Below are 19,145 nucleotides of genomic sequence, written 5' to 3'. Positions count from 1 at the left end.
TGAATGATTGAACTCGAATTTGCAGGACGCTTTTCGTCAATTCAGTCCCAGTTTACACCCATCAATTTGATCGAATTGGCATTTTTATGATAGCACACACCCGGCTGAGTTGCACGTTTTTTAATATTAAAGAAATGTAAAGGCAATCGTCGGAATGGCGGCAGCTTTGACGGCGGACTTGAGAACAAATGGGTTGCCCCACTATTTCCGGAACGCCCCCTCGCTGACGGTTTCGGCGATCGCGCTCCGGGAGGGTCAATTGCCGGAAACGGTGGCTGACCCGGCTCATTTTGGGGGTGCAACTACTTTTCATGCAGTTTATTTTCAAACACCTCTATAGTTCTCAACAAATAGATAGCCGATTGATAGGCTTCTTCGGTGAGTTCCGCTTGCTCGTCGGGCGTGTCTACAATCTCGTCTGCCAGCAATCTCAGGGAACCAATAATTGAATTGAGAAAACCGCGAGCTTCGTAAGACGCTTTGGCCAGAACCTGTTCGTCCAAATAGTTTTCTTCTTTCTCCTTGTCGGCAAATTGTATGGAATATAAGCGACGGTAATAACCGTCTTCTTTTTGGAGCAGTTGTTTGTGGCTGCCGACTTCGACGACCTCTCCCTGCTCTAAAACGGCGATCGTATCTGCTTTTTGAACCGTGGAGAGGCGGTGGGCAATCACCAGCACGGTGCGATCGCGACTCAACCGGTCGATCGCCTCTTGAACCAGACGCTCGGAAACGGTATCCAAAGCACTGGTTGCCTCGTCCAAAATCAGAATTTGGGGCTTTTGAAGTAAGGCTCGGGCGATCGCCAACCGCTGACGCTGCCCCCCCGAGAGCATGACGCCGCGATCGCCGATTTCCGTTTCCCACTGTTTGGGCAAATTCATGATAAACTCGTAAGCATTCGCCTGTTTGGCGGCATTCACGATTTCATCTTCCGTAGCATCCGGACGGGCATAAATAATATTATTTCTGACGGTATCGTTAAACAGAAAAGTCGTTTGACTGACAATTCCCATCGACCGCCGAAGACTGACCAAATCGAATTGGCGAAGGTCGGTGCCGTCGATGGTAATCGAGCCCGAGGTGGGGTCGTAAAATCTGGGCAGCAAATCTGCAAAAGTTGACTTTCCCGCCCCGGAACTTCCGACTAATGCCAATGTCTGTCCTTTGGGCAGCGTCAGGTTGATGCCTTTGAGCGCCTGGTGACTTTGCCCCGGGTAGGAGAAAAAAACGTCGTTGAAACTGATGTTGTCGTGACAACCTTCAAAGGGAATCGACCCCCGTTCCATGATCGGTTTGTTGTCCCGTCTCCACAGGTCATAAGCCATATTAAAACTCGCAGATCCCCGAGAAATTTGGTTGCGAATGCCGTTCAAACTGGAGACCACCGGGAGCAGGCGAAATAAGACGAGCAAGTAAGTCAGCAAGACGGCCGATATGGCTTCGATTTGATCGGAGAATAAGCTGCGGCCCAACACCAAGATAACGATGATTGCCAGAATGCTGGTAATTTCATTGATCGGTTGGATGAGTGAAGAGTTCATCTCCGACTTGAGAGCGATATTTTCAAGTTTCAGCATCAGGTCTCTGATGGTTTCGTATTCTCGATTTTCGCTCCCCACAGATTTGATCAATCGAATTCCATTTAAGGTTTCAATAACTTTGACAAAATAACCCTTTTGAGTTTGATTGAGGAGATCTCCATATTGCTTCGAGCGGCGGATAATATTTTGGTTGATGAACAGAATTAAAATAATTAAAATAGTCGAGGCTAATGTGAGCTGCCATGAAATCGACACCAGCAATCCCACAAAGACTAAAATCGTGATGCTTTGTGTGACCAAATTGATGTACGCATTGATGGTCTGAACGGACTGGGCCGTATCCGATCCCAATCGCTTGGTCAGGTCTCCGACTTTCATTTTTGTAAAAAAATCCAGGTCGGTGTCCATCAAAGTGATGAGCATTTCCGATTTGACCGTATTCGCCAAACTGCGATTGAATGCGACGGAGAGCAAATTTCTCAGATAATTGGTTCCATTTTTCAGGACGATCGTCAAAACAATAACCGCCAGCATGACGATCAGTCGGTACTGCTCCGGAATCGACTCGAACGGAGAAAACAGGGTTTTGATGATGGGTGGAGAGCCTTTGAGTTCGATTTCTTGACCCGCAATCTGTAGCAGTACGGGGACGATCAGTGCCGTATTGACACCGTTAAAAATCGCGCTAGAAAAACCCAATAAAATATTGAAAAATACTTTGAATGGATTGCGTTTTATCAGGTTGATAACAAATGCATTTGTGCCAGACATAAATCGATCCTTTCATTCAACTTGAACGGCGATCGCCCCCGACGCCAATCACCCTAACGATAGTTTTCTATCACCTCGGACAAAATTTCAGACATCCGATCAATACCGTAGTGCTTGACGCACCGGGCACGAGCTTGGATGCCGAGCTGATTTGCCTCATCTAAATGATTGAAAATCCACTGAATTTGGGTGGCAATTTGTCGGGGAGAACTCGGATCGACCAAATACCCGGTCTCTCCCAAAATTTCGGGGATGTCGCCGACGCGGGTCGCCAAGACGGGTTTGGCCATCGCCATGCCATCCGTCAGCTTCAGGGGGAACTGTGCCCGAGTGGCGGGGTGATCCCGTTGGGGCACAACAACCAGGTGAGCGGCCGACACAATCTCCGGCATCATTTGAGGCGGGGAGTTGGGAAGCTCGACGATCCACCGCCCCCACTTTTCATTCAGTTTAGCATCATAATCGTCGTAGGGACTGCCGCCCACAATTGCCAATCTCAGATCCGATTCGTCCAATAAATCGAGCGCCGTCAGCACCTCTTCCACTCCCTTGTAAGGCCGGGGAGCCCCCGGAAACATCAACACTCGATATCCGCTCAACCCGTAACGATTTCGACTCGCGTCAGGGTCGTAATTTGCCGGGTCGAATAACTTCGTATCTTTGCCGTTGGGGAGGTAGATGCCGCCGAAACGCTCCCGCAGAAACCGGGTGTGCAACGTGACGCGATCGGCTTTTGACACCCATTTTTCGATCCAATTCAAATAAAAGGGATGGTCGGGTTGTCGCAAAGCGCCGTCGGCTTTTAACAGATCCTTTGCGAACTGTTTGACCGTCGGGCGATACTTCCAGTTGTCTCCTCCGTGCCAACTCAATTCCCAATCGTCGATATCCAAAAAGACCGGGCGACCCGTCTGCATTTTTTTGAGCAGCGCCAAACCAAAGCTGGTGGGTTTGAGCTTGTAAGCGTAAATGATATCTCCCGTGATTCGGGCTAGTAATTTTTGAGCCGATCGCCAAAATTGGGGATAAGACTTGGAACTCGGAATGGCAACGATTGGCACCGGGCTGTTGTCAAAATTAATCGGCGAACCGTCCTGGCAAAATCCCAAGATTTCGACATCATACCCAATTTGTCGCAGGGCTTGGGAAAGCAGAAAAGGGCGGACCGCGCCCCCCCATCTCCCGGCTCCACTGCTCGACAGATCGCTAACGATTAAGGAAATTTTCACGAAGTTTCTACCCCCGCCCGTCTGAGATTGATTGATCGGTCTACTTCTGCCCCCCGCCAACTCAACTTTAGGTTAACCTAAAACCTTGAAAGTGTCACGACTGCGATCGCCGGTACTGCCGAACCCGACCGACACATCCGGGAATCAATGTGGCAGGGCTGGGGCATTTTGGGGGTTTTTTAAACGGGCCACAACCGTTGGAAACTCAGGGTTCGGATGTCCCGGACTGAGAGAGTTGCAATTCATGGTTGACAAATTCCCCGATTTCCTTCGTAAAATGTTCGGTCGAAAAGATGGACTGACGTTCCTCTAAAGTTTGTCGGAGTTGTTGCTGCTTCTCGGGATGCTCCAACACAAATAAGATTTTTTCGACGGCTTCTTCTTCGCTGTCAAAAAATAAATCTCGATTCTCCGGCCCGACAATTTCGACCTGGCCGCCGACACTGCGGACGAACGGAATGGCCCCGGCTTTCACCATTTCGGCAATTGAAATCCCAAAGGGTTCTTTTTTGTAGTGAATTCCATAGCGACACTTGGCCAAAACCTTCACGTAGTCCGGGTAGGGTAAGTTTTGATACAACGTCACCCAATCCGAATTTTCGGCGACCATTTTTTTGAGAAATCGAACGTATTTCCAACCGTACAAGCCACCGCCACCCCCGGTGAGATAGAGTTGGACATCGTGGCCTTTTTCTCGAATTTTTTTGAGAATTTGAATCGCTTTGTGGGGTTGCTTGGCAACGGTCAATCGGCCGCTACAGATAAAGGCATTTTCTTTGAGTTCCCAGGGAATATTTTGCACCTCCAAAACGACGGGAGGGTAAATTACGGTTGACTCGATACCATATTCATCCCGGACTGAATCAGCCACAACGTAAGAATTGGAGATGGATATATTGCCTTTCATCCTATCATCAGAAAAGTGGGAAATGTTCTTATAAAATCTGTCGTCTTTGTCAAAAACGTTGATCCAGTGAATGTATTGAATCCCTCTTTTTCCCAAGTCGGCTGCATTGTAAGCTGACACCACCAAATCATCGTCTTGAGTTTGGGCTTTAAACCAACCGATAAAAGAATGATTGACCCACTTTTTGACCCCACTATTGTTGGCGATTAAAAACTGCAAGCTCTTCTGGGCGGCGCGTGGAAACATCGATTTTACGGCTACATTTTGGGGCGAAAGTTGGGTTCCATAGGCTGAATTGATCTGTTGGAAGTCGAGAGGAAATAAAGTTAAAAGTGTGACATCATACTGATTTTTTAAAGCCTCTAGAATCCACAGGCCGACACTTTCCGCCCCTCCCCCTGCAAAATTTGGGTAAAACACGGCAATTGAGGGTTGAGAAGCGACTTCTCGTGTGAATTGATCGCTGCTTGAGCCACTGGACATTCTCGTGTTTTCCTCACGCTTGCTCTAGTTTTTCATCGCCTTTCATTCAATCTGACATCTTCATCAACTTCCGTCACCCGCCAACTCAATTTCAGGTTGACCCAGAAATTCCAAAGTGTCACGATCGCGATCGCACCCAATTTCGCCAGATAAGCGCCGACACCCAAGCCCCAAACCAAGGCGTTGAGTATAACTACATTCAATCCTAGCCCCGCCAGACAAATTAAATTAAATTTTAACAATCTTTTAAACCTTCGATGCCAGCCGGACTGGCGGCGGGAGATGTCCCCGAAGGTCCAGCGGTCGTTCCAGAAAAAATTGTTGAGGAGGGCGATTTCCGCCGACAGCAGGGCACTCAGCGTCAAAGGCCAGCCCCACCCATCCAGCAATAAGTAAAAGATGGCCATATCCACCAACAGCCCACTCGTCCCCACGATCGCAAATCTTAAAAATCGACCCACCGGCCAGCGGGCCATCCGCAGCCGCAGCAGATGTTCGAGATATTCCCAATATTGCTTCCAAGTGACCTTGCTCTCCCCCTCCTGCCGTTCCTGGAACACATAGCCCACCTCCCGCACTGTAGCGATCTGACCCCGCCCGAGCACCTCAATTAACACCTTGTACCCCACCGGATTAAGATTGATTTGGGCGATCGCATCCCGGCGCACCATAAAATAGCCACTCATCGGGTCCGAAACCCGGCCGAGGACTCCCGGCAAGACCATCAGCCCCATCACCTGCGCCCCCCGAGACAGCAGCCGTCGCGCCAAACTCCAGTCGCTCACCCCGCCGCCCTCGACGTGGCGACTCGCCACCGCCAGATCGGCCCCGGTTTCCATTTGGGCCCACAATTCCAATAAGGTGTGCAGGGGGTGCTGCAGGTCCGCGTCGATGACCGCCAACACCCGGCCCCGGGCGATCTGCCAGCCCCGAATCACGGCCGTCGAAAGGCCCCGTTCCCCCCGGCGGCGCATCACCCGCAACTGGGGGTAAAACTCCGTCAAGGCCGCGGCCACTTCCCCGGTGCGATCGGGGCTGTCGTCGTCCACGACAATCAATTCGTACTGTCCGGGGATCGCCGGGTCCAACAAGCCGACGAGGCGATCGATCAGGATGGGGAGGTTCTGGCGTTCCCGAAACGTGGGGATGGCGACCGAGAGGAGAATTTCCGGTCGGTCCAAATCGGGCGATCGCGAAGCCGTCGGAGGAATCCGCAGCGGCCCCTCCGGGACGGGTAGAAGACGGCAAACCTCATCCGGACTCAAATTTGGTCGTCTCGTCTCCCCACAACCCTCGCCAGAAAAGGGATACATCCGCGCACTCCCACTCAACCTGTTATCTCACAAAGCGTAGAAATCATAAGACATTTATTTATGAATTTCAAGTCGATCGCCCAGATCGGGAGTGATTTGGGAAGATTTTAAATTCGGGATAATTCCGCGATCGCTACCGATATTTATCAAGGCTCGAAACGCCACAAAATTTCCCATTCTCCAGACGCGATCGCCCGCTTTCAAACAGCAGAAAAACGACTCAAGGTCAGCTCCAGTAAAAACTCGCCCCCCTCAATTCGAGCCGACTTTCCGGGCGATCGCCCCCTCAAATATAACGAATCAAAGTAATCCGTACAACCACTGAATCAGTTCCGGAGCACGTTTGACCCCCTCAATGCGATCGGCGGGCTTGCCATTTTTAAATAAAACCAGGGTCGGCAGCGCCATAATCTGGTAGGTGGACGCAATGTCCGGATATTTGTCCGTGTCAATTTTGACAATTCTGATTTGTTCTTTCATTTCTTGGTTGACCTCTTCCAAGATGGGGGCCATCATCTGGCACGGACCGCACCAAGTTGCGTAAAAATCGACCAAAACGGGAACGTCAGAACTGTCGAGAAGTTCCTGAAAGTTGTTAAACTGCTTGTGAACGGCCATAATCTGAACGGGTTCGTCGGTTTTGCTCTCCAATTATAGTACAGTCCCCCGAGTGTAAATTCCTCGACCTCCGGAAACAGTTGAGTCTCCCCCTTCACCGGCGTGGCTCGATTTTGGGGGGGGCGACTTCGAGGCGGTCAAACGGTTGAGAAAGTGGGACATTATTTTTTGAGGCGACATCCATCTCGGGGGCGAAATCCGCCCGGTTCTCGGAGATGGGAGGGGGGGTTGAAGGCGCGATCGCGGCACTGCGATCCCCCCATCGCTATATCATGGTTGAGTTTGAGCGTAAATTAAAGGAAAAACCGATATGGAAGGACTACCCGAACCCATGGGACGGTTGAACGGACAAGTCGCCCTCGTGACCGGGGCATCCCGGGGCATCGGCAAGGCGATCGCGATCGCCCTGGCCGGCGAAGGCGCTCGGGTTGTGGTCAATTATGCCAGTTCGAGCGCTGCGGCCGAGGAAGTGGCCGCCGAAATCACCGCTGCCGGGGGGGAAGCGATCGCCCTGAAAGCCGATGTCTCCCAAGCCGCCGAAGTGGACAACCTGGTTAAAAACATCACCGACGAGTGGGGCGGCATCGATATTTTGGTCAACAACGCCGGCATCACCCGCGATACCCTGCTGCTGCGGATGAAACCGGAAGATTGGCAGGCCGTGATCAATTTGAACCTGACCGGGGTGTTTCTCTGCTGTCGGGCGATCGGCAAACTGATGCTGAAACGGCGATCGGGGCGGATCGTCAACATCGCCTCCGTCGCCGGCCAGATGGGCAACCCCGGCCAGGCCAACTACAGCGCCGCCAAGGCCGGAGTCATCGGCCTGACCAAAACCCTGGCCAAAGAATTCGCCAGCCGGGGTGTCCTCGTCAACGCCGTCGCCCCCGGATTCATCGCCACGGACATGACCAAGGACCTGAAAAATAGCGAAGAGATCCTGAAATTCATCCCCCTCGGCCGCTACGGCGAACCCGAAGAAGTCGCCGGCCTGGTGAAATTCCTCGCCGCCGACCCCGCCGCCGCCTATATCACCGGCCAAGTCTTCAACGTCGATGGCGGCATGGTAATGGCTTAGGGAGTCGGGAGTCGGTATTAGGGAGTCGGGGAGGCCGAGGAAGCGGAGGAGGCCGAGGAGGCTAGTTTATATAAGATCCGTACACACTCCCCAATCATCTGAATATGATTTTCGCTTGTAGGGGCGCAAGGTTTGCGCCCTCGGGAATTGATTCCCAAGCGATCCGGATATCCCACCCTCCGCTCCCTCCGCTCCCTCCGCTTCCCCCGCTCCCTCTTCTCCCTCTGCTCCCTCCGCTCCCCCCGCTCCCCCCGCTCCCTCCGCTCCCTCCACACCCCACACCCCAACTCTGTACGGTTTCCACGAATTAGCACTCAGACCCCATGAGTGCTAAATTGACTATTTGGAGAGCTAAATTAAGGTTCCTATGGCGAAAATTGTAGCGTTTGACGAAGAGTCACGGCGGGCGATCGAGCGGGGCGTGAACGCCCTAGCCGATGCCGTCCGCGTCACTCTCGGGCCGAGAGGTCGCAACGTGCTGATAGAGAAAAAATTTGGTGCGCCGGACATCATCAGCGACGGGATCACGGTGGCCAAAGAAATCGAACTCAGCGATCCCCTGGAAAATACAGGCGCCCGGCTGATTCAAGAAGTGGCTTCCAAAACCAACGACGTGGCTGGGGACGGGACCACCACCGCCGCGGTTTTAGCCCAGGCCATGATCCAGGAAGGGTTGAAGAACGTCGCGGCGGGAGCCAACCCGGTGTCACTGCGGCGGGGGATCGATAAGACAGTCCAGCACCTGGTCAAAGAAATCGAAGCCCTGGCCAAACCCGTCGAAGGGAGCGCGATCGAACAAGTCGCCACGGTTTCCGCCGGCAATGACGCGGAAGTGGGCGAGATGATCGCCTTGGCGATGGATAAAGTCTCCACCGACGGCGTGATCACGGTGGAAGAGTCCAAATCCCTGACCACCGAACTCGAAGTCGTGGAAGGGATGCAGATCGATCGCGGCTACCTTTCCCCCTACTTCATCACCGACAACGAGCGGATGACCGTCGAGCTCGATAACGCCCGCATCCTGATCACCGACAAAAAAATCGGCGCCATCCAGGATCTCGTCGCCGTGCTCGAAAAAGTCGCCCGCGCCAGCCAACCGCTGCTGATCATCTCCGAAGACATCGAAGGCGAAGCCCTCGCCACCTTGGTCGTCAACAAGGCCCGGGGCGTGCTGAACGTCGCGGCCGTGAAAGCGCCGGGATTCGGCGAGCGCCGCAAGGCGATGCTGCAAGACATCGCCATCCTCACCGGCGGCCAGATGATCTCCGAGGAAATCGGTTTGAGCCTGGAGACGGCGGACCTGGATATGCTGGGGACGGCCACCAAAATCACCATCGACAAGGATTCCACCACCATCGTCGCCGGGGCGGGGAATAAGGGCGACGTCGAACAGCGCATCGTCCAACTGCGCCAGCAACTCGCGGAAACGGATTCCGACTACGACAAGGAGAAATTGCAGGAGCGCATCGCCAAACTGGCCGGCGGCGTGGCGGTGATCAAAGTCGGGGCTGCGACGGAAACCGAGCTCAAATCCCGCAAACTCCGCATCGAAGACGCCCTCAACGCCACCAAAGCGGCGGTGGACGAGGGGATCGTCCCCGGTGGCGGCACGACTCTGATTCACCTGAGCAAGAAGGTGGAAGAATTGATGGCGACGTTCACCATCGAAGAAGAGAAGCTCGGCGCCCAGATCGTGGCCCGGGCCTTGGAAGCGCCGCTGCGTCAGATCGCCAACAACGCTGGGGTGGAAGGCTCGGTGATCGTCGAGCACGTCCGCGGCACCGATTTCAACGTCGGTTACAATGCCCTGACGGGCGAGTTTGAAGACCTGATCGCGGCCGGCATCATCGACCCGGCGAAGGTGGTCCGCTCCGGGCTGCAAAATGCCGGATCGATCGCCGGAATGGTGATCACGACCGAAGCCCTGGTCGTCGAGAAGCCCGAGAAGAAAGCCCCGATGCCCGACATGGACGGCATGGGCGGCATGGGCGGCATGGGCGGCATGGGCGGCATGGGCGGCATGGGCGGCATGGGCGGCATGGGCGGCATGGGGATGATGTAATCCCGATCGCCCGTTCCGCAGTCCATTAAACCCGTAAAAACCCGGTAGAATCGACACCTACCGGGTTTTGTTTTGTCCGTCAGGTGGGTGATTTCAAGCGATTATGATAGGGTTATAGCTAAATCCGGTTCAATGCCCAGATGTCGAGCGATCGCTTTGACTCCCCCCCGGCGAAGGGGAGGGCTGGGGAATCCGCGATCAATTCCAGTTCGACACCGGCTCTGATATTCGTCAATTATGGGATGTTGCCAGTCAAAATCATGCAATTTGAAGATCCCAGCGGCCCCGTTCCTCTCGACTCGCCTCTCTATATTTTCCGACCGCCGATCGAAGAGCGAATTTACCGAGAAATTGAGCAACCGGGCAGTGTCATTCGCATCCGCGCCCCCAGAAAAATGGGCAAAAGTTCCCTCCTTTACAGAATATTGGCGCGGGCTCAACAGTGCGGTTATCATACGGTCAGCATCGATTTTACCCGGGCAGAAACTGCGATTTTGTCGGATCTGAATCGGTTTTTACGTTGGTTTTGCGCCGCCGTTTGCCATCACCTCCATCTCCCCCCTCAATTGGACGACTATTGGGACGAAGATATCGGCAGCAAAATTAGCTGCACGATCTATTTTCAGGATTATATATTGACCCAGATCGATCGCCCCTTATTTATCGCCCTCAACGAGGTAAATCATCTCTTCGAGTACCCCGGAGTGGCGATGGAATTTCTGCCGTTGCTGCGGTCGTGGTACGAAGAGGCGCGGCAGGTGGAAGTGTTAAAAAAGTTGCGGTTGGCGATCGTCCATTCGACGGAAATTTACGTCCCCCTGAAATTAAATCAATCTCCGTTTAATATCGGACTGCCGATCCGACTTCCTCCCTTCACGGGCGAACAGGTCGAAGATTTGGCGCGACGTCACGGACTGGACTATAAGATTGAAAAGATGGTGCCAAAATTGATGGAGATGGTGGGGGGTCATCCCTATTTGGTACGGCTGGCGTTGTACGACCTGGTCAGTTCGTCCGAGGGGGGCAAAAATGGCAATTATAACCGTCGCCTCGACACGATTTTCGACACCGCCACCACCCAAGCCGGGATTTACAATCAACACCTGTGCGAACTGCTGGCTATTCTCGAAGATCGACCGGAATTGTTGGACGGTTTGGAAGCCGTTGTGATGGCGGAAGGGGGAACCCAAATCGAACCCATCGCTGCCTACAAATTGGAAAGTTTGGGGTTGGTGAAACTGACGGGAAATCAAGCCACGATCGGTTGCGAACTCTACCGCCAGTATTTTAGAATTCTGTGCGAACGGGGCATATTGAAACAGCGATCGCGGCTCGAACAGTTGGAGGAGATGAACCGGGAATTGCAAAAAATGGCGAATGTGGACGAATTGACCCAAGTCGCCAACCGGCGCTTTTTCGCCTCCTACTTGCGAACGCAGTGGGAACAACACGCCCTGCGGGGGGACGTCCTCTCCCTGATCATGTGCGACCTCGACTATTTCAAAGCCTACAACGATACTTACAGACATATCGCGGGCGATCGCTGTTTGCAACTGGTGGCAAAAACCCTGCAGTCGAGCGTGGGGCGATCGTCGGACGTGGTGGCTCGTTACGGGGGGGAAGAATTTGCCGTCATCCTGCCGCAAACCACCCCGGTCGGAGCCCGACATATCGCCGAAACCATCTGCAAAAATGTGAAAGCGTTACAAATTGTTCACGAAACCTCTCTCACCGGCGAAAAAATCGTTACGATGAGTGTCGGAGTCGTCAGCATGATTCCGAGGCGAAACCTCGATCCTTCAACGTTGGTGGCGGCGGCGGATGAGGCGCTGTACGAATCGAAATCTCGGGGTCGCGATCGGGTCACGGCTAAAGATCTGACGGCCGCGCCCTTTCACCAACAACTCTAGTTTCTCCGACCCGCCGAGCGATCGCAATTTGTGTCATGAATTTATCTTATTACCAAGTCGGCGGCAGCCTCCGCAATGACGCTCCCTGTTACGTAGAACGGGCGGCGGATACTCAACTCTACGAAGCTTTAAAACGGGGGGAATTTTGTTACCTCCTCAACGCCCGACAGATGGGAAAATCATCTTTGCTGGTGCGGACGAGCCACCGTTTGCGTCAGGAAGGATATCTCTGCGCCACCCTGGACATGACGGTGATCGGCAACCAGGATATCACGCCGCAGCAGTGGTACAAAGGGATCGTCGCGGCCCTGTGGCAGAAATTGAAACTGATCCGAAAGCTGAATTTAAAATCTTGGTGGGCGGAGCGAGAAGAGCGTCCGTTCGTGCAGCGGTGCGGGGAATTTATCGAGGAAATATTGGGGCAATTTCCGGATCAAAAAATCGTCATTTTTATCGACGAAATTGACAACGTTTTGAAGCTCGATTTTTCGGCGGATGATTTCTTCGCACTGATCCGTTTTTGCTACAATCAACGGGCGCTCAACCCGGAGTACGATCGCATCACGTTCGCCATTTTCGGCGTGGCAACCCCGTCCGACTTGATCCGCGATGGGTGCGCTATCGCGAATCGCACCCGCACCCCCTTCAATATCGGGACGGCGATCGCGCTCCACGGTTTTACCCCGGAAGAAGCGGAACCTTTGGCGCGGGGATTGTCGCCCCGCTCGGAGGTGGGGCGATCGCTCCTCCGAGAAATTTTAAAATGGACATCCGGCCAACCATTTCTCACTCAAAAATTGTGTAAAATACTGACAACTATAGTCGCAAAAAAAAGCAAAAATTTTATCACAGAAAATTTCGATTTTCCCCCTTTTTGGATCGATTCTGTCGTCCGAAATGAAATCGTCGAAAGTTGGGAAGCGCGGGACGAACCCGAACATTTGCGGACGATTCGGAATCGCCTTTTTTCCGACTCCAACAAGGTCGGCCGGTTGTTGGGAATCTATCAAAAAATTGTGCGGGGAGAAGCGGTCAAAAGCGATGACAGCCGGGAACAGATCGAGCTGCGGCTGTCGGGATTGGTCGCCGTCAATGGCAACTATTTGCAAGTCAAAAATCGCATTTACGAAGCCGTCTTCAACTCGGACTGGGTGCGACGGCAACTCGACGACATCCGCCCCTATTCTCAGGCGTTGGAAGCGTGGACGGCATCGGGACAGAGCGATCGCTCGCGGCTGTTGCGGGGGCGAGCCCTGCAAGACGCCCACCGGTGGGCGCAGGGCAAAAGTTTGGGCGATCTGGACTACCAATTTTTGGCGGCTTCTGTAGAGTGCGATCGCCGGGAAGTGCAGCTATTTTTGGAAGCCAAGCGGACGCAAGAAATCGAAGCGCGGCTGAAACAAGAACAACAAACCGCGAAATTTCAGCGATTATTTTTATTCGCCCTCGCAACGGCTTTTTCCGTCGCTATCGTATTGGGAATATTGTTGTATTGGCAGTATTTGCGGGCTGTCGAAGAAGCCCAAAAAGCGAAAATCAATGAAATTAAAGCCCTGAGTTTGTCCGCCGAGAAATTGTTGTTTTCTCCGCACCATTTGGAAGCCTTGTTGGGGGCGATCGAAGCCAAAATAAAATTGAATGGGGTCGAAACTCCGGTGGAATTACGGGGCCAAGTCGATGCGATTTTGGGAAAAGCCATTTTCGATCCCACCATGCCTTTCAATCATTTTTCCGCCCATGAGGGGGTGGTGACGGCGATCGATATCAGCCCCGACAGCCGGACGATCGCCACCGGCGGTTACGACAAAATCGCGCGCCTGTGGAAGCGAAACGGCGAGTTACTCCAAACCCTCGACCACGATGCCAGCATCTACAGCCTGCGCTTCACCCCCGACGGCAAAACGTTGGTGACTTCCACGCAAAAAGGCACGATTTATTTCTGGCAGCCCGACGGCCGTTTGTTGCGGACTATTCCTGCCCACGACTCCGGAATTTGGACGGTGGCGATCGCCCCGGACGGAGAAACAATCGCCTCGGCCGGAGAAGATAAAACCGTCAAAATTTGGAACCGGCGGGGCGAGAATTTGAGGACGCTGGAGGGGGTCGAGGCGGTGGGTTTGGCGTTTTCTTTCGGGGGGGATAAAATCGCCCTCGGGACTCGGGAGGGCGAACTGCAAATCCGGACTTCTGGGGGTCAACTGCTGCATACCGTCCCGGTCCACCGAGATGCTATTAAAGACGTGGCCTTCGTGGAGTGGCCGGAGGAGGGGGGCGGCACCCGGGAGGCGATCGTTTCGGGGAGTCGGGACGGGGCGGTGAAATTTTGGGACGGCGAAGGCCGGTTGCTGCAAACCCTCCCCGAACCGGGCCGGGAAGTGTACCGGATCGCCGTCGGCGGGGGCGGAACGTGGATCGCAGCCCGCTACGAAAACGGGACGGTGAACCTGTGGAAGACCCCGGGCCTGCTCTGGCAGCAGTTTCAGAGTTCCCAGTCCACGCCCCAGGCGTTGGCCTTCAGCCCGGACGGCAGGTTTTTGGCCCTCGCCGCCGACGGCGGGACGGTGAAACTCGTGCCCCTCCTCCACCCCCTGCTGACGGTGTTGCCGGGACACGAGGCGCGGGTGTGGGGCGTGAGTTTCGGCCCGGACGGGAAAACCCTCGCCTCGGGGAGTGCCGACGAGACGCTGCGGATGTGGGCGGCGGACGGTTCTTCGGTGCAAATTTGGCCCCAGGGTGTCGGGACGGTCAAACCCCAGTTTTTTACCCCGAAAATGGAGACGGAATTTCTGCCCCGGCGGCCGCTGTTGGCGACGGGGACGAGCGGCGGGGGAATTCGATTTCTGGATGCGAAAACGGGCGAGTTGGTGCGGGAATTGCCCGCCGTCCACCGCAGTTGGTCGTCGGTGGCGGTGAGTCCGGACGGGGGGGCGATCGCGTCTTGGAGCCACGATCAAACGATAAAATTGTGGAATTTGCGGGGGGAGTTGGAGCGGACTTTGAGGGGACACGGGGGCGGAATTTACAAAGTTTTGTTCAGTCCGGACGGCAAAAAAATCGCATCGGTGAGTCAGGATCACACCTTAAAAATTTGGGAATCCGACGGGACGCTGCTGCACGATATCCCCGCCCACGACAATGCGATTTCCGGCTTATCTATTTCTTCGGACGGCACGAAAATCGCCACCGCCAGCCTCGACGATACCCTCAAAATTTGGAACTTTGACGGTCAATTGCTGCGGGCGATCGCGACGGGTTCCGGGGGGTCATTGTCCGTCGCTTTCAGTCCCGACGGCGACCTCATCGCCACCGGGGGAATGGATGGAAATCTGAGCCTTTGGAAGGCGGACGGCACGAAGTTGATAACATTGATTCACCACGAGGGCGTTATTTTCGATGTCGAATTCAGCCCGGACGGCCGGCGGTTGGCTTCGGCGGGAGATGACGGTGCGATCGCCCTGTGGAATGTGGAAAAACTGCGCGATTTCGACCCCCTTAATTTTGCCTGCGGTTGGATTCGGGATTATCTGAATTACAGCGATCGCGTGGAGTCGGAAAAGCGGAGTTTGTGCGATCGTGCGGAGGAAAAATGATGGATGCAGATGCCATTTTTAAAGTCGGCGGAAGCCTGGAAAAAGACGCTCCCAGCTACGTCATGCGGGCGGCGGATACGCTACTTTACGAATCCTTAAAAAGGGGAGAATTTTGCTACGTTCTCAACTGTCGCCAGATGGGAAAATCTTCCCTGCTGGTGCGGACCAGCTACCGCTTGAAAGACGAGGGATTTCGATGTGCGACCCTGGACATGACGCTGATCGGCAATGAAGACATTACGCCCTTGCAGTGGTACAAGGGAATTGTGACCGTTTTGTGCCAAAAATTCGGAGCCGGCCATTTCAATTTAAAAAAGTGGTGGAAAGAACGAGAGGACGTATCGCTGTTGCAGCGGTTGGGAGAATTTGTTGAAGAACTGCTGCGGTTATTTCCGGACGATCGCCTGTTTATTTTTGTCGATGAAATCGATAATATCCTGAGTTTAAATTTTCCCGTCGATGATTTTTTCGCCCTGATCCGATACTGTTACAATCAGCGGGCGATCGCCCCCGAATTTAACCGAATAACGTTTGCCATTTTTGGGGTCGCTTCCCCCTCGGATCTGATCCGCGATCGCCAGAAAACGCCCTTCAACATCGGCACGGCAATTCCCCTCTCCGGCCTGTCCCTGGAAGAAGCAAAACCCCTGGAAAAGGGATTGCAAATTCCCGGCTTCGATCCTCGGATATTACTGCGGGAAGTTTTATCTTGGACGGGGGGGCAACCCTTTTTGACGCAAAAGCTGTGCAAGCTGATCGTTTTGACGGTTCGGGACTCCCAAAAAATATCGGTTCAAACCGAGGCGGAACTGGTGGAAAAAATTGCGATCGCAAAAATCGTCGATAATTGGCACTTCCAGGACGAACCGGAACATTTGAAAACCATATCGAACCGCCTGTTGAGAAGTCCGAATCAGAGTGCCGGGGCGCTATCAGTCTATCAAAAAATATTGCAAAAATATTCGGTAAAATTTGACGGAAGTGCCATTCATGTCGAACTTTTGTTGTCCGGAATAGTTGAAAATTTGAGCGAAAACTTAAAAGCAAAAAATCTCATTTATGAATCCGTATTTGATTTGATATGGGCGAGAAAAAATCTGGAAAAAATCCGCCCATATTATCGAGAAATAGACGCTTGGATTTCCTCCCAAAAAACGGATGAATCTCGGCTGTTGCGCGGGCGGGTACTCCGGGAAGCTCAAGGTTGGGCACAAGACAAAAGTTTGGGCGATTTGGACTATCAATTTTTAGCCCGTTCTGCGGAATTCGATCGCCAAGAAGTGCAAAATGCCCTGGAAGCCGAGCGATCGCAAGCCATTCAAGCACAACTGCTGCAAGAACAAAAAAACAATCGGCTGCAAAAAATACTGTTGGCGATCGCCAGTTTTTCTGCCTTAATTTTCGCCGGAATTGGTGGTGTCGCCCTGTGGCAATATCAGCGGGCAAAAGTCAGCGAAATCCTCGCCACCGCTTTTTTTTCCGAAGCCCTCTTCGCCTCGGGTCAACAGTTGGATTCCATCGTCGCCGCCATCCGCGCCAAACGTCAACTACAAAATTTGATAGTCGGCGCGGACAAAGAAACAATATCTCAAGTTCAAAATACTTTGAAACAAGCTGTTTATGGAACCAATGAATTGAATCGCATCGTCGGACATAACGGCTCCGTTCTGACCGTTGACATCAGCCCCGACGACCAATTAATCGCGACGGGAAGCAACGATAAAACGGTCAAAATTTGGCGGCGCAACGGACAGCTACTCCACACGTTGAAACACGGGGGAACCGTCCACCGCATCGCGTTCAGTCCCGAGGGCGATCGAATTGTCGCCGCCAGTTTGGACGGCAACATTCATCTGTGGAGTGTCGGCGGAGAATTGCTCGCCAGATGGCGGGGACACGATGCCCCGGTGTGGGGAATTGACATCAGCCCCGACGGAAAATTGATCGCCTCTGCCAGCGGCGATAAAACCGTAAAATTGTGGTCAATTTCCGGGGATAAAAATTCGACTCCCGCCCTTCTCCGAACCTTGACAGGACACGATATCGCCCCCTGGAATGTCGCCTTCAGTCCGGATTCCAAGTGGGTCGCCTCCGCCGGAGTAGACACTACGGTTAAACTGTGGAAGGTGGACGGAACCGCCGTAAAAACCCTGGAAGGACACCGGATGCCGGTCTGGGACGTGGCATTTTGTCCCCCGATGAATTGGCTGGTTTCCGTCAGTTCCGATCGCACGTTTAAACTGTGGGATATGGAGGGAAAATTGCTGAATTCGGTGGAGACGGAAGATGCAATTATCGGTGTCGATTGCAGTAAAAACGGTACATTTATCGCCACGGGCGGTCAAGATAATGGCATCAAGATTTGGAAGCCGGACGGCACGTTGGTTCGCCCTTTAAAACAACATGATGCTGTAGTTCGGGATGTCGCCTTGCAGTCCGACGGCTTGATGGCGGCTTCCGTCAGCGACGATGGGACGGTGAAACTGTGGGGGCGCAACAGCAACCTGGCGAACCCCCTTTACGGCCACGAAGATACGGTTTGGGACGTGGCGACGAGTCCCGATGGCCGGTGGGTGGTTTCGGCGGGGGACAAAACCCTGCAATTGTGGGACACGGCGGGGAGGCGACTGCACACCCTCGCCAACCCGGAGGGACAAGTTCGGGCCGTCGCCTTCACCCCGGATTCCCGGGGGATGATCTTCGGCAGCAATGTCGGCACCCTGGAAATTTGGGAGTGGGGCGAGGGACCCTTATCGGAGATGCGGCGCACCCAAGTTTTGAACGGACACGCGGCGTCCGTGTATGCCGTCGCCGTCAGTCCCGACGGCCAAACCATCGCCTCCGCCGGGGACGACAAAACCATCAAACTCTGGACTCGAAATGGTGAACTCCGGCACAGTTTTTTCGCCCACGAAGAGAGAATTTGGAAATTAGAATTTACACCCGATGGCAAACAATTGGTTTCTGCCAGCGAAGATGGGACGGCAAAATTGTGGGATATCGAGGGCACGGCAAGGGCGACTTTTTCCCACGATGGGGTGGTCTGGGGGGTCGCCGTTCATCCCCACAAAAATCTGGTCGCTTCCGTCAGCCGCGACGACACTTTGAAGCTGTGGAAATTTGACGGGACTTTGGTGCGATCGCTTCCCGGAAACAGCCGGGGACTGACCCGCGTTGCCTTCAGTCCGGACGGCGAAACCATCGCCACGGCCGGGGTCGATAACACGGTGAAACTGTGGGATTTACAGGGAAATTTATTGTCCACTTTGCCCGGACATCGGGGGATGGTGATATCGCTGGCATTTACCGCCGACGGCGGGTTTCTCGTTTCCGGCGGAGACGACACCACGGTTATTTTGTGGAATTTGCAGCAAATGGAAACCTCGAACGAACTCGAATATGCCTGCAATTGGGTGCGGGATTATTTGCAAACCAGTCCGGAGGTCGGATCGGATTATTATCATCAGAATCAGTTGGGCGATCGCAGTTTGTGCGACGGGGTGGGCGATCGGCATCGAAAGGGAACCAATCCATTTATTCGCCACGACAATTAGCCGGAAATTGGCAATGGCAGACCGGGCGCAAACCCGCCCTCCTAAAAGTGTCAAAAATTTGCTATCATTATTAATATATAGCAATC

The 19,145-nt window shown here is 53.7% G+C and carries 10 protein-coding genes; 5 read left to right on the top strand and 5 right to left on the bottom strand.

The window, feature by feature from the left end; genetic code table 11:
- Positions 1 to 302: 302 nt before the first annotated feature.
- From LKE08_RS12610 to trxA, 5 genes are all read right to left on the bottom strand, one after another.
- Entirely contained in the window at positions 303 to 2,315 is a 2,013-nt protein-coding gene (locus LKE08_RS12610) for an ABC transporter ATP-binding protein (RefSeq protein WP_324704582.1), read from the bottom strand.
- Between the two features lie 53 nt (positions 2,316 to 2,368).
- Complete coding sequence (locus LKE08_RS12605; RefSeq protein ID WP_324704581.1) at positions 2,369 to 3,544, bottom strand: glycosyltransferase family 4 protein; 1,176 nt, start codon at positions 3,542 to 3,544, stop codon at positions 2,369 to 2,371.
- Positions 3,545 to 3,749: 205 nt separating this feature from the next.
- The gene (locus tag LKE08_RS12600; protein WP_324704580.1) at positions 3,750 to 4,871 is read right to left on the bottom strand and encodes a glycosyltransferase; all 1,122 of its coding nucleotides are present in this window, start codon (positions 4,869 to 4,871) and stop codon (positions 3,750 to 3,752) included.
- A gap of 95 nt (positions 4,872 to 4,966) precedes the next feature.
- On the bottom strand, positions 4,967 to 6,247 hold the full coding sequence (locus LKE08_RS12595) for a glycosyltransferase (RefSeq protein WP_324704579.1): 1,281 nt from the start codon (positions 6,245 to 6,247) through the stop codon (positions 4,967 to 4,969).
- Positions 6,248 to 6,547: 300 nt separating this feature from the next.
- Positions 6,548 to 6,865, bottom strand: coding sequence for a thioredoxin (gene trxA / locus LKE08_RS12590; RefSeq protein ID WP_324704599.1), 318 nt, complete (start codon positions 6,863 to 6,865; stop codon positions 6,548 to 6,550).
- Between the two features lie 310 nt (positions 6,866 to 7,175).
- Between trxA and fabG the strand changes: the two genes are divergently transcribed.
- From fabG to LKE08_RS12565, 5 genes are all read left to right on the top strand, one after another.
- On the top strand, positions 7,176 to 7,943 hold the full coding sequence (fabG, locus tag LKE08_RS12585; RefSeq protein WP_324704578.1) for a 3-oxoacyl-[acyl-carrier-protein] reductase: 768 nt from the start codon (positions 7,176 to 7,178) through the stop codon (positions 7,941 to 7,943).
- Between the two features lie 367 nt (positions 7,944 to 8,310).
- On the top strand, positions 8,311 to 10,005 hold the full coding sequence (gene groL, locus LKE08_RS12580) for a chaperonin GroEL (protein ID WP_324704577.1): 1,695 nt from the start codon (positions 8,311 to 8,313) through the stop codon (positions 10,003 to 10,005).
- 242 nt (positions 10,006 to 10,247) lie between these two features.
- Complete coding sequence (locus LKE08_RS12575; RefSeq protein ID WP_324704576.1) at positions 10,248 to 11,915, top strand: AAA-like domain-containing protein; 1,668 nt, start codon at positions 10,248 to 10,250, stop codon at positions 11,913 to 11,915.
- Between the two features lie 35 nt (positions 11,916 to 11,950).
- A complete protein-coding gene (locus tag LKE08_RS12570; RefSeq protein WP_324704575.1) occupies positions 11,951 to 15,505 on the top strand; it encodes an AAA-like domain-containing protein in 3,555 nt (1,184 codons plus the stop codon).
- Entirely contained in the window at positions 15,502 to 19,059 is a 3,558-nt protein-coding gene (locus LKE08_RS12565) for an AAA-like domain-containing protein (RefSeq protein ID WP_324704574.1), read from the top strand. The genes LKE08_RS12570 and LKE08_RS12565 overlap by 4 nt, the downstream gene beginning before the upstream one ends.
- The last annotated feature ends 86 nt before the right edge of the window (positions 19,060 to 19,145 follow it).

Source organism: Lyngbya sp. CCY1209 (genome assembly GCF_035615495.1).
Lineage (GTDB): Bacteria > Cyanobacteriota > Cyanobacteriia > Cyanobacteriales > Microcoleaceae > Limnospira.
This window is presented reverse-complemented; position numbering and strand designations above follow the sequence as displayed.

What these genes read in the sequence shown, in the direction of transcription:
- LKE08_RS12565 (WP_324704574.1), top strand. Translation starts at nt 15,502, where the DNA reads ATGATGGATGCAGATGCCATTTTTAAAGTCGGCGGAAGCCTGGAAAAA.
- fabG (WP_324704578.1), top strand. Translation starts at nt 7,176, where the DNA reads ATGGAAGGACTACCCGAACCCATGGGACGGTTGAACGGACAAGTCGCC.
- LKE08_RS12610 (WP_324704582.1), bottom strand. Translation starts at nt 2,315, where the DNA reads ATGTCTGGCACAAATGCATTTGTTATCAACCTGATAAAACGCAATCCA.
- LKE08_RS12595 (WP_324704579.1), bottom strand. Translation starts at nt 6,247, where the DNA reads ATGTATCCCTTTTCTGGCGAGGGTTGTGGGGAGACGAGACGACCAAAT.
- LKE08_RS12575 (WP_324704576.1), top strand. Translation starts at nt 10,248, where the DNA reads ATGTTGCCAGTCAAAATCATGCAATTTGAAGATCCCAGCGGCCCCGTT.
- trxA (WP_324704599.1), bottom strand. Translation starts at nt 6,865, where the DNA reads ATGGCCGTTCACAAGCAGTTTAACAACTTTCAGGAACTTCTCGACAGT.
- LKE08_RS12570 (WP_324704575.1), top strand. Translation starts at nt 11,951, where the DNA reads ATGAATTTATCTTATTACCAAGTCGGCGGCAGCCTCCGCAATGACGCT.
- groL (WP_324704577.1), top strand. Translation starts at nt 8,311, where the DNA reads ATGGCGAAAATTGTAGCGTTTGACGAAGAGTCACGGCGGGCGATCGAG.